The following is a 13,003-nucleotide window of genomic DNA, read 5'->3' as shown; positions in this document are numbered from 1 at the left end:
CTATTTCATCATTTTTTTAGCTTCCATGTATATAGCGCCGCGAGGAGTGTAGTCGCAGATGGCAAAACAAAAAAAACGTGGCTTCTTTTCCTGGCTGGGTTTCGGTGAAAAAGAGCAAGAAACAGAACAGAAAACCGAAGAACAACAAGCCGTTGAAGAACAGTCTCAGCCTGAAACGCCTGTAGAAACCGCCGCGGTTGTCGAAGCGGAAGAGCATGCGCACAGCAAAGAAGAGACTGAAGCCTTTGCTGAAGAGGTGGTTGAGGTCACCGAACAGGTTCAGGAGAGCGAAAAGCCAGAACCTGTTGTTGAAGCGGTTACTGAAGCGCCGCAGGCCGTTATCGAACATGAAGAGTTGCCGCTGCCGGAAGAGGTAAAAGCGGAGGACGTTTCCCCTGAAGAGTGGCAGGCCGAAGCGGAAACCGTGGAAATTGTCGACGCGGTGGAAGAAGAAGCGGCACATGAGCCGGTGCTGACCGACGAAGAGCTGGAAGCCCAGGCGCTGGCCGCTCAGGCGGCTGAAGAAGCGGTTATCGTCGTGCCGGTGGAAGAGCAGGCCGAAGAGGAGATCGTTCAGGAGCAGGAAAAACCGACCAAAGAAGGTTTCTTTGCCCGCCTGAAACGCAGCCTGTTAAAAACCAAAGAAAATTTAGGTTCCGGATTTATCAGTCTGTTCCGCGGCAAAAAGATCGACGACGATCTGTTTGAAGAGCTGGAAGAGCAGTTGCTGATTGCGGACGTTGGGGTGGAAACCACCCGTAAGATCATCGCCAACCTGACCGAAGGGGCGAGCCGCAAACAGCTGCGCGACGCCGAAGCGCTGTACGGCCTGCTGAAAGACGAGATGGGTGAAATTCTCGCAAAAGTTGACGAACCGCTTAATATTGAAGGCAAAACGCCATTTGTTATTCTGATGGTTGGCGTTAACGGTGTCGGGAAAACCACCACCATCGGCAAACTGGCGCGTCAGTTCGAGCAGCAGGGTAAAACGGTGATGCTGGCGGCGGGTGATACCTTCCGCGCGGCGGCGGTTGAACAGCTGCAGGTGTGGGGCCAGCGCAACAACATTCCGGTGATTGCGCAGCACACCGGTGCGGATTCCGCGTCCGTGATCTTTGACGCCATCCAGGCGGCGAAGTCGCGAAATGTGGATGTCCTGATTGCCGATACCGCAGGGCGTTTGCAGAACAAATCGCACCTGATGGAAGAGTTGAAGAAAATCGTCCGCGTCATGAAGAAGCTGGACGAAGACGCACCGCATGAAATTATGCTGACCATCGATGCCAGCACCGGACAGAACGCCGTCAGCCAGGCGAAGCTGTTCCATGAAGCGGTAGGACTGACCGGGATCACGCTGACCAAACTGGACGGCACCGCGAAAGGCGGGGTGATCTTCTCCGTGGCCGATCAGTTCGGCATTCCTATTCGTTACATCGGTGTGGGCGAGCGTATTGAGGATTTGCGTCCGTTTAAGGCGGACGACTTTATTGAGGCATTATTTGCCCGAGAGGACTAACAATGATTCGCTTTGAACACGTCAGCAAGGCCTATCTCGGTGGGAGACAAGCGCTGCAGGGGGTGACCTTCCACCTGCAGCCAGGCGAGATGGCATTCCTGACCGGCCATTCCGGCGCGGGGAAAAGTACCCTGCTCAAGCTTATCTGTGGGATTGAACGGCCAAGCGCCGGGAAAATCTGGTTCAGCGGCCATGAAATTAGCCGTCTTAAGAACCGCGAAGTGCCGTTCCTGCGTCGCCAGATCGGGATGATTTTCCAGGATCACCACCTGCTGATGGATCGCACCGTTTTCGATAACGTGGCGATCCCGCTGATTATTGCCGGTGCCAGCTATGATGATATCCGCCGTCGCGTCTCTGCGGCGCTGGATAAGGTCGGGCTGCTGGACAAAGCGAAGAACTTTCCGATCCAGCTCTCTGGCGGTGAACAGCAGCGTGTGGGCATTGCCCGTGCGGTGGTGAACAAGCCTGCGGTATTGCTGGCGGATGAACCGACCGGTAACCTGGACGACGCCCTTTCTGAAGGGATTTTGCGTCTGTTTGAGGAATTCAACCGCGTTGGGGTGACGGTATTGATGGCGACGCACGACATCGGGCTCATTTCCCGCCGTTCGTACCGCATGCTGACCCTGAGCGACGGGCATTTGCATGGAGGCCACGGTGAACAAGCGTGATGCAATGAACCAGATTCGGCAGTTCGGGAACCGGTTTGACCGTTTCCGTAAGCCGCAGGGTGGTGGTGACGGTAACCGTAATGCGCCGAAGCGGGCGAAAGCCGCGCCGAAGCCAAACTCCCGCAAAACCAACGTGTTCAATGAACAGGTACGCTACGCCTTCCACGGCGCGTTGCAGGATCTGAAAAGTAAACCGCTGGCGACGTTCCTGACGGTGATGGTTATCGCCATTTCGCTGACGCTGCCAAGCGTCTGCTATATGGTCTATAAGAACGTGAATCAGGCGGCGTCGCAGTATTATCCGTCTCCGCAGATCACGGTCTATCTGGACAAAGCGCTCGACGATAACGCCGCGGCGCAGGTGGTGGGGCAAATCCAGGCCGAGAAGGGCGTGGAGAAGGTGAACTACCTTTCCCGCGAAGAAGCGCTGGGTGAGTTCCGTAACTGGTCAGGCTTTGGCGGCGCGCTGGATATGCTCGAAGAGAACCCGCTGCCGGCCGTGGCGGTGGTGATCCCGAAGCTCGACTTCCAGGGAACGGATTCGCTTAATACGCTGCGCGACCGCATCTCTACCATTAAAGGCATTGATGAAGTGCGCATGGACGACAGCTGGTTTGCGCGTCTTGCCGCACTGACCGGGCTGGTGGGGCGCGTGTCGGCGATGATTGGCGTGCTGATGGTGGCGGCGGTGTTCCTCGTCATCGGTAACAGCGTGCGCCTGAGCATTTTCGCCCGCCGCGATACCATCAACGTGCAAAAGCTGATTGGTGCGACGGATGGCTTCATCCTGCGTCCGTTCCTTTACGGCGGCGCATTGCTCGGTTTTTCCGGCGCATTTCTTTCACTGATATTGTCAGAAATTTTGGTGATGCGGCTCTCCTCCGCCGTGACCGAGGTGGCGCAGGTCTTCGGAACTAAGTTTGATATCAGTGGCTTAGGGTTCGATGAGTGCCTTCTTCTGCTGCTCGTCTGCTCCATGATTGGCTGGGTGGCAGCATGGCTGGCGACGGTTCAACATTTACGCCACTTTACTCCCGACTAAGAAAAGCGTGATATAATCTTTCCCTGCACCGAGATGTTCGCTCTGCAGGGAAAGCGTCCCTGTTGTCTCTTCCCCTGTTATCATCTCCATGTCACATTTTGTGCGTAATTTATTCACCGTTGCACCTGGAACTTGTGGATAAAATCACTGTCTGATAAAAGAGTGAATGCTAATCTCGTTGCTCAAACGCTTTGGCATGGTTGTTGCCTGATGGGGACAACCTGGACCAGAAGAAACATTGAGAGGAATGAATGACCAAAGAAATGCAAACTTTAGCTTTAGCCCCTGTTGGTAACCTGGAATCGTATATCCGGGCTGCGAACACCTGGCCGATGTTAACGGCCGAGGAAGAAAAGGAGCTTGCTGAAAAGCTGCATTACCAGGGCGATCTGGAAGCAGCGAAAAAGCTGATCCTGTCTCACCTGCGCTTTGTTGTTCACATTGCTCGTAATTATGCGGGCTATGGCCTGCCGCAGGCGGACTTGATTCAGGAAGGTAACATCGGCCTGATGAAGGCTGTACGTCGCTTTAACCCGGAAGTGGGTGTACGACTGGTCTCCTTCGCTGTGCACTGGATCAAAGCAGAGATTCACGAATACGTGCTGCGCAACTGGCGTATCGTGAAAGTCGCCACGACAAAAGCGCAACGCAAACTCTTCTTCAACCTGCGTAAAACCAAGCAGCGTCTGGGCTGGTTCAATCAGGATGAAGTAGAAATGGTGGCGCGCGAGCTGGGTGTTTCCAGCAAAGATGTGCGTGAGATGGAATCCCGTATGGCCGCGCAGGACATGACTTTTGACATGTCTTCCGATGACGATGCGTCCGACAGCCAGCCAATGGCGCCGGTACTGTATCTGCAGGATAAGACCTCTAACTTTGCTGACGGCATTGAAGAGGACAACTGGGAAGATCAGGCCGCGAACAAGCTGAGCTATGCGATGGAAGGCCTTGACGAGCGTAGCCAGGATATTATCCGTGCCCGCTGGCTGGACGAAGACAACAAGTCCACGCTGCAGGAGCTGGCCGACCGCTACGGCGTGTCCGCTGAACGTGTGCGTCAGCTTGAAAAGAACGCCATGAAAAAACTTCGCGCCGCGATTGAAGCGTAATTTCCGCGAAGTATGACGAGAGCCCCTGGATGCGAATCCGGGGGTTTTGTTTTTTTAGCGCCCGCTCTGGCGAATTTCTCCCCCCTGGCAAACACTTACTGATGCGCTAAGCAGGCGACTTTCTCAGGGGGACAGGGTGAAAAATAACGAACTGAACGACCGGCGTTTACAGGCGACGCCGCGCGGCATCGGCGTGATGTGTAACTTCTATGCCGAAAAAGCTGAAAACGCCACGGTGTGGGACGTCGAGGGCAACGAGTATATCGACTTCGCCGCCGGAATAGCGGTGCTGAACACCGGGCATCGCCATCCAAAAATCATTTCCGCCATTGAAAAACAACTTCATGCCTTCACCCACACGGCGTACCAGATTGTGCCGTACGAAGGCTATGTGTCGCTTGCCGAGCGAATCAACGCGCGTGTGCCGATTGACGGCCCGGCCAAAACCGCCTTCTTCTCAACGGGGGCAGAAGCCGTCGAAAACGCGGTAAAAATTGCCCGCGCATACACCAGACGCCCTGGCCTGATCGCCTTTGGCGGTGCTTTTCATGGACGCACCTCGATGACCATGGCGCTGACGGGGAAAGTTGCCCCTTACAAGCTGGGTTTCGGGCCGTTTCCTGGCTCGGTATATCACGCCCAATACCCCAATGAACTGCACGGTGTCAGTACGGCGGAGGCATTAAAAAGCCTGGAGCGTATCTTCAAAGCGGACATTGCCCCGGACCAGGTGGCAGCCATCATTCTTGAACCGGTTCAGGGCGAGGGCGGTTTCAACATTGCACCGGCGGATTTTATGCAGGCCTTGCGCGCCCTGTGCGATACCCACGGTATTTTGCTGATTGCCGACGAGGTGCAAAGCGGTTTTGCGCGTACCGGAAAACTGTTCTCGATGGAACACCACTGCGTGAAGCCGGATCTGATCACCATGGCGAAAAGCCTGGCGGGTGGCATGCCGCTCTCGGCGGTGTCGGGCCGCGCCGAGGTGATGGACGCGCCTGCGCCTGGCGGACTGGGCGGTACCTACGCCGGTAACCCACTGGCGATCGCCGCCGCACATGCCGTGCTGGACGTGATTGATGAAGACGACCTTTGCACGCGCTCGGCGCACCTGGGTCATCATCTGGTGGAAGTACTGAACAAAGCGAAGGAACACTGTCCGTATATCGCGGATATCCGCGCACAAGGCTCAATGGTGGCGGTGGAGTTTAACGATCCGCAATCCGGGCTGCCGTCACCGGAATTCACCCGTCAGGTTCAGGAGCGAGCCCTGCAGGAAGGCCTTCTGCTTCTGAGTTGCGGCGTGTACGGTAACGTCATCCGTTTCCTCTATCCGCTCACAATCCCTGAAGTGCAGTTCCGTAAAGCGCTGGACATTATTTCTGCGTCGCTGACTCGTTAAAGCCAGAAGCCCGGTGAAATTCCTGCCGGGCTTATCATATATTCATTTCAAATTTGCTATTCCAAAATCATAAAAATGGGGTATGTTTTAGCAGAGTATGCTGAAAAAGCGCGACTGGTATACCTATAACTGAAATAAAGCGTTACACAACAACATCACAACAATCGTAATAACCATAATAATGGGGAATCTCAGGATGAACATGAAGGGTAAAGCGTTACTGGCAGGATGTATCGCGTTGGCATTCAGCACCATGGCGCAGGCCGATATTAAAGTGGCCGTGGTGGGCGCGATGTCCGGTCCGGTAGCACAGTATGGCGACCAGGAATTCACGGGCGCAGAGCAGGCGGTTGCCGACATTAATGCGAAGGGCGGTATCAAAGGCGAAAAACTGCAGATCGTAAAATATGATGATGCCTGTGACCCGAAACAAGCGGTTGCCGTGGCGAACAAAGTGGTGAACGACGGCATCAAATACGTTATCGGTCACCTGTGCTCCTCTTCCACCCAGCCTGCGTCTGATATCTACGAAGACGAAGGCATCCTGATGATCACCCCGGCGGCAACGGCACCGGAGCTGACGTCGCGCGGCTATAAGCTGATCCTGCGCACCACCGGTCTGGACTCCGATCAGGGCCCAACGGCCGCCAAATACATTGTCGAAAAAGTGAAGCCGAAGCGTATCGCGATCGTTCATGACAAACAGCAGTACGGTGAAGGTCTGGCGCGCTCCGTGCAGGACAACCTGAAGAAAGCGAATGCTGACGTCGTCTTCTTTGATGGTATCACCGCCGGTGAGAAAGACTTCTCTACCCTGGTGGCGCGTCTGAAGAAAGAGAATATCGACTTCGTTTACTACGGTGGCTACCACCCGGAAATGGGGCAGATCCTGCGTCAGGCTCGTGCAGCGGGTCTGAAAACCCAGTTCATGGGGCCGGAAGGGGTGGCGAACGTTTCCCTGTCTAACATTGCCGGTGAGTCTGCGGAAGGCCTGCTGGTGACCAAGCCGAAGAACTACGACCAGGTCCCTGCGAACAAACCGATTGTAGATGCCATTAAGGCGAAGAAACAGGATCCAAGCGGCGCGTTCGTCTGGACAACCTACGCAGCACTGCAGTCTCTGCAGGCGGGTCTGAACCAGTCAGCCGATCCGGCTGAGATTGCCACCTGGCTGAAAGCGAACTCTGTTGATACCGTGATGGGGCCGCTCTCCTGGGATGAGAAGGGCGATCTGAAGGGCTTCGAGTTCGGCGTGTTTGACTGGCATGCCAACGGTACTGCTACTGACGCCAAATAAAAGCAAAAAGGCAACGTAAGTTGCCTTTTTTAATGTTTGCCCCCTCTCCCCGTGGGAGAGGGCTGGGGTGAGGGCATCAGGCCGCACAAATCTAACGCTTCTCCCACCCATTTTTCTGCGCCGTAAACCCTAACGCCTGCATAAACGCCGCCATCACACTACGGTCCTCCACGCCTACGTCGGCCATCCACCAGGAGGTAATGCTCGGGTTTTCACGGATCACTTCTTCAATCAGGTACTGTCCTACGCCGCGACGACGGGTGACGTCGCGCACGCGCAGAGAGTCCAGCGCCCCTTCCGTGCCGCTCAGCGTCACGCGCACAGCAGCCAGCAGACGCTCGTTGAAGCGCGCGGCATAAATACGGTGGGTTTCGTCAACGCTCAGCGACGAAGGGGAATATTCCGGCCAGATCTTGCCCAGGTCGATATGATCCTGGTCGCTAAAGGTCACCAGACGAACGATAGTCAGTTTCATTAGCTGCTTGTCCAAATCAAATTGAGTAGAGGCAGTGTACTCAATTTATTCGCTCAGCGGCTTCCTCTTTTTATTCCCCGTTACCAGGTGATTAGTTTTTTGCCAGGGCGAAGTGCAGTTTGAAAATACATGGATCGAAAAATAAGCAGAATTTTAACCTGAATGGCAGTGATTTATTCGGCGCTTTGTGCCGTTATTTTATGCTGCAAACTGCACTTTTATTTGTTTATCTCTGCCTGATTTCAGAATATTATCTTTGCTTAATCGCCTGAAAAATAGAGATTTTAGTCTGGTTTTTGATAAAAACCTGCGCTAAACCATTAAAGGCACTGGTAAAAATAGCGTTGTGCATTAAAAGTACAGAATGCTTTTTAACCATAATAAAACAAAATATATACACGACATCACGAATGGGGATTCAGAGATGAAAAGGAACGCGAAGACGTTAATCGCGGGCATGGTTGCATTGTCTCTCTCGCATGCAGCCATGGCGGAAGAGATTAAAGTTGCGGTGGTCGGTGCCATGTCCGGGCCTGTTGCCCAGTGGGGTGACATGGAGTTCAACGGCGCACGTCAGGCAATTAAAGACATCAACGCCAAAGGTGGCATCAAAGGCGACAAGCTGGTAGGCGTGGAATACGACGACGCCTGCGATCCAAAACAGGCCGTCGCGGTGGCGAACAAAATCGTGAACGATGGCATCCAGTATGTGATCGGCCATCTGTGCTCATCGTCCACTCAGCCTGCGTCTGATATCTACGAAGACGAAGGTATTCTGATGATTACCCCTGGTGCCACCAACCCGGAGCTGACCCAGCGCGGCTACCAGCACATTATGCGTACCGCCGGTCTGGACTCCTCCCAGGGGCCAACCGCGGCGAAATACATCCTCGAGACGGTTAAACCGCAGCGCATTGCCATTATTCATGACAAACAGCAGTACGGCGAAGGCCTGGCGCGTTCCGTTCAGGACGGGCTGAAAAAAGGCGGCGCAAACATCGTCTTCTTCGACGGGATTACTGCGGGTGAGAAAGATTTCTCTGCGCTGATCGCCCGTCTGCAAAAAGAGAATATCGACTTCGTTTACTACGGTGGTTATTACCCGGAAATGGGCCAGATGCTGCGCCAGGCGCGCTCGGTCGGTCTGAAAACCCAGTTCATGGGGCCAGAAGGCGTGGGTAACGCCTCCCTGTCTAACATCGCCGGGGATGCCGCTGAAGGCATGCTGGTGACGATGCCAAAACGCTATGACCAGGATCCGGCGAACAAGGCTATCGTGGATGCGCTCAAGGCGCAGAAGAAAGATCCAAGTGGTCCATACGTCTGGATCACCTACGCCGCCGTGCAGTCACTGGCCACCGCGCTGGACCGTACTGGCAGCAAAGAACCGCTGGATCTGGTGAAAGATTTAAAAGCACACGGGGCGAACACCGTGATTGGGCCGCTGAACTGGGATGAGAAAGGCGATCTGAAGGGATTTGAATTTGGTGTCTTTAAGTGGCACGCCGACGGTTCGTCTTCGGCCGCCAAATAATTATCCCGCCGCCCGGACCGCCGGGCGGGTATAAAAAGGTTTGCATATGTCCGAGCAGTTTCTCTATTTCCTGCAGCAGATGTTTAACGGCGTCACGCTGGGAAGCACCTACGCGCTGATTGCCATCGGCTATACGATGGTGTACGGCATTATCGGCATGATCAACTTCGCCCACGGCGAGGTGTACATGATCGGTAGCTACGTCTCCTTTATGATTATCGCCGCCCTGATGATGATGGGTATCGACAGCAGCTGGCTGCTGGTCGCCGCCGGGTTTGTCGGCGCGATTGTGATTGCCAGCGCCTACGGCTGGAGCATCGAGCGGGTGGCCTACCGGCCGGTACGCAGCTCCAAGCGCCTGATTGCCCTGATCTCCGCGATTGGGATGTCTATCTTCCTGCAAAACTACGTCAGCCTGACCGAAGGCTCGCGCGATGTGGCGCTGCCAAGCCTGTTCAACGGCCAGTGGATTGTCGGTGCCAGCGAAAACTTCTCTGCCTCTATCACCACCATGCAACTGGTGATCTGGGTGGTGACCTTTATTGCGATGCTCGCCCTGACGCTCTTCATCCGCTACTCGCGCATGGGACGCGCCTGCCGCGCCTGCGCGGAAGATTTGAAGATGGCGAGCCTGCTCGGGATCAACACTGACCGCGTGATTGCGCTCACTTTTGTGATCGGCGCGGCGATGGCGGCGGTGGCGGGTGTCCTGCTTGGCCAGTTCTACGGCGTTATTAACCCGTACATCGGCTTTATGGCCGGGATGAAAGCCTTTACCGCGGCGGTACTGGGCGGTATCGGCAGTATTCCTGGCGCGATGATTGGCGGCCTGATTCTGGGCGTGGCAGAAGCGCTCTCCTCAGCGTATCTGAGTACCGAGTATAAAGACGTGGTCTCGTTTGCCCTGCTGATTCTGGTTCTGCTGGTGATGCCTACCGGTATTCTGGGTCGTCCGGAGGTAGAGAAAGTATGAAACCGATGCATTTTGCAATGGCGCTGCTCTCTGCCGCCATGTTCTTCGTGCTGGCGGGCGTCTTTATGGGCGTTCAGTTAGAGCTGAACGGCACAAAGCTTGTGGTAGACACCGCCGCTGACATTCGCTGGCAGTGGGTCTTTATCGGCACCGCCGTGGTGTTCCTGTTCCAGCTGCTGCGTCCGCTGTTCCAGAAAACGCTGAAAGGCGTCTCGGGACCGAAGTTTGTCCTGCCAGCTATCGACGGCTCCACCGTTAAGCAGAAGCTGTTCCTCGTGGCGCTGCTGGTGGCTGCGGTGGCGTGGCCGTTCGTGGTCTCGCGCGGCACGGTAGATATCGCCACCCTGACCATGATCTACGTTATTCTGGGTCTGGGCCTGAACGTGGTGGTGGGGCTCTCTGGCCTGCTGGTACTGGGCTACGGCGGTTTCTACGCCATTGGCGCGTATACCTTTGCCCTACTGAACCACTATTACGGTCTCGGCTTCTGGACGTGCCTGCCGCTGGCGGGGCTGGTCTCTGCCGCGGCAGGTTTCCTGCTTGGCTTCCCGGTGCTGCGCCTGCGCGGTGACTACCTGGCGATTGTGACCTTAGGCTTCGGCGAAATCGTCCGTATCCTGCTGCTCAACAATACCGAGGTGACCGGCGGCCCGAACGGGATTAGCCAGATCCCGAAACCAACCTTCTTTGGTCTGGAGTTCAGCCGTACCGCCCGTGAAGGCGGCTGGGATACCTTCAGCAACTTCTTCGGCGTGAAATACGATCCGTCCGATCGCGTGATTTGGCTCTATCTGGTGGCGCTGCTGCTGGTGGTCATCACGCTGTTCGTGATTAACCGCCTGCTGCGTATGCCGCTGGGCCGCGCGTGGGAAGCGCTGCGTGAAGATGAAATCGCCTGCCGCTCCCTGGGCCTCAACCCGACCCGCATAAAGCTGACTGCGTTCACCATCAGCGCCGCGTTTGCCGGTTTTGCCGGCACGCTGTTTGCCGCGCGTCAGGGCTTTGTCAGCCCGGAATCGTTCACCTTTGCCGAATCCGCCTTTGTGCTGGCGATTGTGGTGCTCGGCGGGATGGGTTCGCAGTTTGCCGTTATCCTCGCCGCCATTCTGCTGGTGGTTTCACGCGAGCTGATGCGTGACTTTAACGAATACAGCATGCTGATGCTGGGTGGTTTGATGGTGCTGATGATGATCTGGCGTCCGCAGGGTCTGCTGCCGATGACCCGTCCACAGCTGAAGCTGAAGAACGGGCAAGCAAAAGGAGAGCAGGCATGAGTCAGCCATTATTATCCGTTAACGGTCTTATGATGCGTTTTGGCGGCCTGCTGGCGGTCAACAATGTGAATCTGGATCTGCACAAGAAAGAGATCGTCTCCCTGATTGGCCCGAACGGTGCGGGAAAAACCACGGTCTTTAACTGCCTGACCGGTTTCTACAAGCCGACGGGCGGCACCATCATGCTGCGCGACCAGCATCTGGAAGGGCTGCCGGGCCAGCAGATTGCCCGCATGGGCGTAGTGCGTACTTTCCAGCACGTGCGTCTGTTCCGCGAGATGACGGTGATTGAGAACCTGCTGGTGGCACAGCATCAGCAGTTGAAAACCGGTCTGTTCTCCGGCCTGCTGAAGACGCCAGCCTTCCGCCGGGCGCAGAGCGAAGCGCTGGATCGTGCGGCAACATGGCTTGACCGTATCGGTCTGCTGCCGCATGCCAACCGCCAGGCAAGTAACCTTGCGTACGGTGACCAGCGTCGCCTTGAGATTGTGCGCTGCATGGTAACGCAGCCGGAAATCCTGATGCTCGATGAACCCGCTGCGGGTCTGAACCCGAAAGAGACCAAAGAGCTGGACGAGCTGATTGCTGAGCTTCGCGATCATCACGACACCACTATCCTGCTGATTGAGCACGATATGAAGCTGGTAATGGGTATCTCTGACCGTATCTACGTGGTGAACCAGGGGACGCCGCTGGCAAACGGCACGCCGGATGAGATCCGCAACAACCCGGACGTGATCCGCGCATACCTGGGTGAGGCATAAGATGGAAAAAGCGATGTTAACGTTTGACAAGGTAAGTGCCCACTACGGCAAGATCCAGGCGCTGCACGACGTCAGCCTGCATATCAATCAGGGCGAAATCGTCACCCTGATTGGGGCTAACGGCGCGGGCAAAACCACGCTGCTTGGTACCCTGTGCGGCGACCCGCGCGCCACCAGCGGTCGGATTGTGTTTGATGGCAAAGACATCACCGACTGGCAGACCGCCAGAATCATGCGTGAAGCGGTGGCGATAGTCCCTGAAGGGCGTCGCGTCTTCTCGCGCATGACGGTGGAAGAGAACCTGGCGATGGGCGGCTTCTTCGCTGACCGCGACCAGTATCAGTCCCGTATCAAGTGGGTGTACGAACTCTTCCCGCGCCTGTGGGAGCGTCGTATTCAGCGTGCGGGGACCATGTCCGGCGGTGAGCAGCAAATGCTGGCGATCGGCCGCGCCCTGATGAGCCAGCCGCGCCTGCTGCTGCTGGATGAACCGTCGCTGGGTCTTGCGCCAATTATCATTCAGCAGATCTTCGACACCATTGAACAGCTGCGTAAAGAGGGAATGACCATCTTCCTCGTTGAGCAGAACGCCAACCAGGCGTTGAAGCTCGCCGATCGCGGTTACGTGCTGGAGAACGGCCACGTGGTGCTTGAGGATACCGGCGATGCGCTGCTGGCCAATGAAGCGGTGCGGAGTGCGTATTTAGGCGGCTGAGCCGTCTGTATTGCCCGGTGGCGCTTACGCTTACCGGGCCTACGGGATCGAGTAGGCCGGGTAAGGCGAAGCCGCCACCCGGCTTTTTCACATATACCCCTTCACACAACCATCATCCCGCTGACCTTTTGTTGTCACTTATCTGTAAACAAACAGTTATTTTTCTGTCATTCGAGCATGTCATGTTACCTCGCGAGCATAAAACGCGTGATATCGCGCATCCGGCAC

General features: G+C 55.9%; 12 protein-coding genes. 11 read left to right on the top strand and 1 reads right to left on the bottom strand.

The features are described from left to right. The first annotated feature begins 58 nt into the window (after positions 1-58). The 6 genes from ftsY to livJ all read left to right on the top strand — a co-directional run bounded on the left by ftsY (position 59) and on the right by livJ (position 7,040). Positions 59-1,516 carry a signal recognition particle-docking protein FtsY gene (gene ftsY / locus AK59_RS0119825; protein WP_029883605.1) on the top strand — a complete coding sequence of 486 codons (1,458 nt, stop codon included), beginning with the start codon at positions 59-61 and terminating at the stop codon, positions 1,514-1,516. Positions 1,517-1,518: 2 nt separating this feature from the next. Next, positions 1,519-2,190, top strand: a complete 672-nt coding sequence (ftsE, locus tag AK59_RS0119820; RefSeq protein ID WP_013099140.1) for a cell division ATP-binding protein FtsE — start codon at positions 1,519-1,521, stop codon at positions 2,188-2,190. After that, complete coding sequence (ftsX, locus tag AK59_RS0119815) at positions 2,177-3,232, top strand: permease-like cell division protein FtsX (RefSeq protein WP_013099139.1); 1,056 nt, start codon at positions 2,177-2,179, stop codon at positions 3,230-3,232. Before ftsE ends, ftsX begins: the two co-directional genes overlap by 14 nt. A gap of 251 nt (positions 3,233-3,483) precedes the next feature. Further along, entirely contained in the window at positions 3,484-4,341 is an 858-nt protein-coding gene (rpoH, locus tag AK59_RS0119810; protein WP_008500093.1) for an RNA polymerase sigma factor RpoH, read from the top strand. 136 nt (positions 4,342-4,477) lie between these two features. Beyond that, complete coding sequence (locus AK59_RS0119805; protein ID WP_013099137.1) at positions 4,478-5,743, top strand: 4-aminobutyrate--2-oxoglutarate transaminase; 1,266 nt, start codon at positions 4,478-4,480, stop codon at positions 5,741-5,743. Between the two features lie 196 nt (positions 5,744-5,939). Beyond that, on the top strand, positions 5,940-7,040 hold the full coding sequence (gene livJ, locus AK59_RS0119800; RefSeq protein WP_014833593.1) for a branched chain amino acid ABC transporter substrate-binding protein LivJ: 1,101 nt from the start codon (positions 5,940-5,942) through the stop codon (positions 7,038-7,040). A gap of 91 nt (positions 7,041-7,131) precedes the next feature. Here livJ and panM read toward each other — a convergent pair whose 3' ends face one another. After that, positions 7,132-7,515: an aspartate 1-decarboxylase autocleavage activator PanM gene (gene panM / locus AK59_RS0119795; protein ID WP_023621800.1), complete on the bottom strand. Its 384-nt coding sequence runs from the start codon at positions 7,513-7,515 to the stop codon at positions 7,132-7,134. Positions 7,516-7,939: 424 nt separating this feature from the next. Here panM and livK point away from each other — a divergent pair, with 424 nt between their 5' ends. From livK to livF, 5 genes are read left to right on the top strand one after another with little or no spacing between them, the layout of a single operon-like run. Beyond that, positions 7,940-9,049, top strand: a complete 1,110-nt coding sequence (gene livK / locus AK59_RS0119790) for a high-affinity branched-chain amino acid ABC transporter substrate-binding protein LivK (RefSeq protein ID WP_028028112.1) — start codon at positions 7,940-7,942, stop codon at positions 9,047-9,049. 46 nt (positions 9,050-9,095) lie between these two features. Next, a complete protein-coding gene (gene livH / locus AK59_RS0119785; protein WP_013099131.1) occupies positions 9,096-10,022 on the top strand; it encodes a high-affinity branched-chain amino acid ABC transporter permease LivH in 927 nt (308 codons plus the stop codon). Further along, complete coding sequence (livM, locus tag AK59_RS0119780; protein WP_013099130.1) at positions 10,019-11,296, top strand: branched chain amino acid ABC transporter permease LivM; 1,278 nt, start codon at positions 10,019-10,021, stop codon at positions 11,294-11,296. Before livH ends, livM begins: the two co-directional genes overlap by 4 nt. Next, complete coding sequence (livG, locus tag AK59_RS0119775) at positions 11,293-12,060, top strand: high-affinity branched-chain amino acid ABC transporter ATP-binding protein LivG (RefSeq protein ID WP_013099129.1); 768 nt, start codon at positions 11,293-11,295, stop codon at positions 12,058-12,060. The genes livM and livG overlap by 4 nt, the downstream gene beginning before the upstream one ends. A 1-nt stretch (position 12,061) precedes the next feature. Next, positions 12,062-12,775 carry a high-affinity branched-chain amino acid ABC transporter ATP-binding protein LivF gene (gene livF, locus AK59_RS0119770; RefSeq protein WP_013099128.1) on the top strand — a complete coding sequence of 238 codons (714 nt, stop codon included), beginning with the start codon at positions 12,062-12,064 and terminating at the stop codon, positions 12,773-12,775. The last annotated feature ends 228 nt before the right edge of the window (positions 12,776-13,003 follow it).

Origin of the sequence: Enterobacter sp. T1-1, assembly GCF_000710795.1 — a bacterium.
In the GTDB taxonomy this organism is placed as follows: domain Bacteria; phylum Pseudomonadota; class Gammaproteobacteria; order Enterobacterales; family Enterobacteriaceae; genus Enterobacter; species Enterobacter cloacae.
This window is presented reverse-complemented; position numbering and strand designations above follow the sequence as displayed.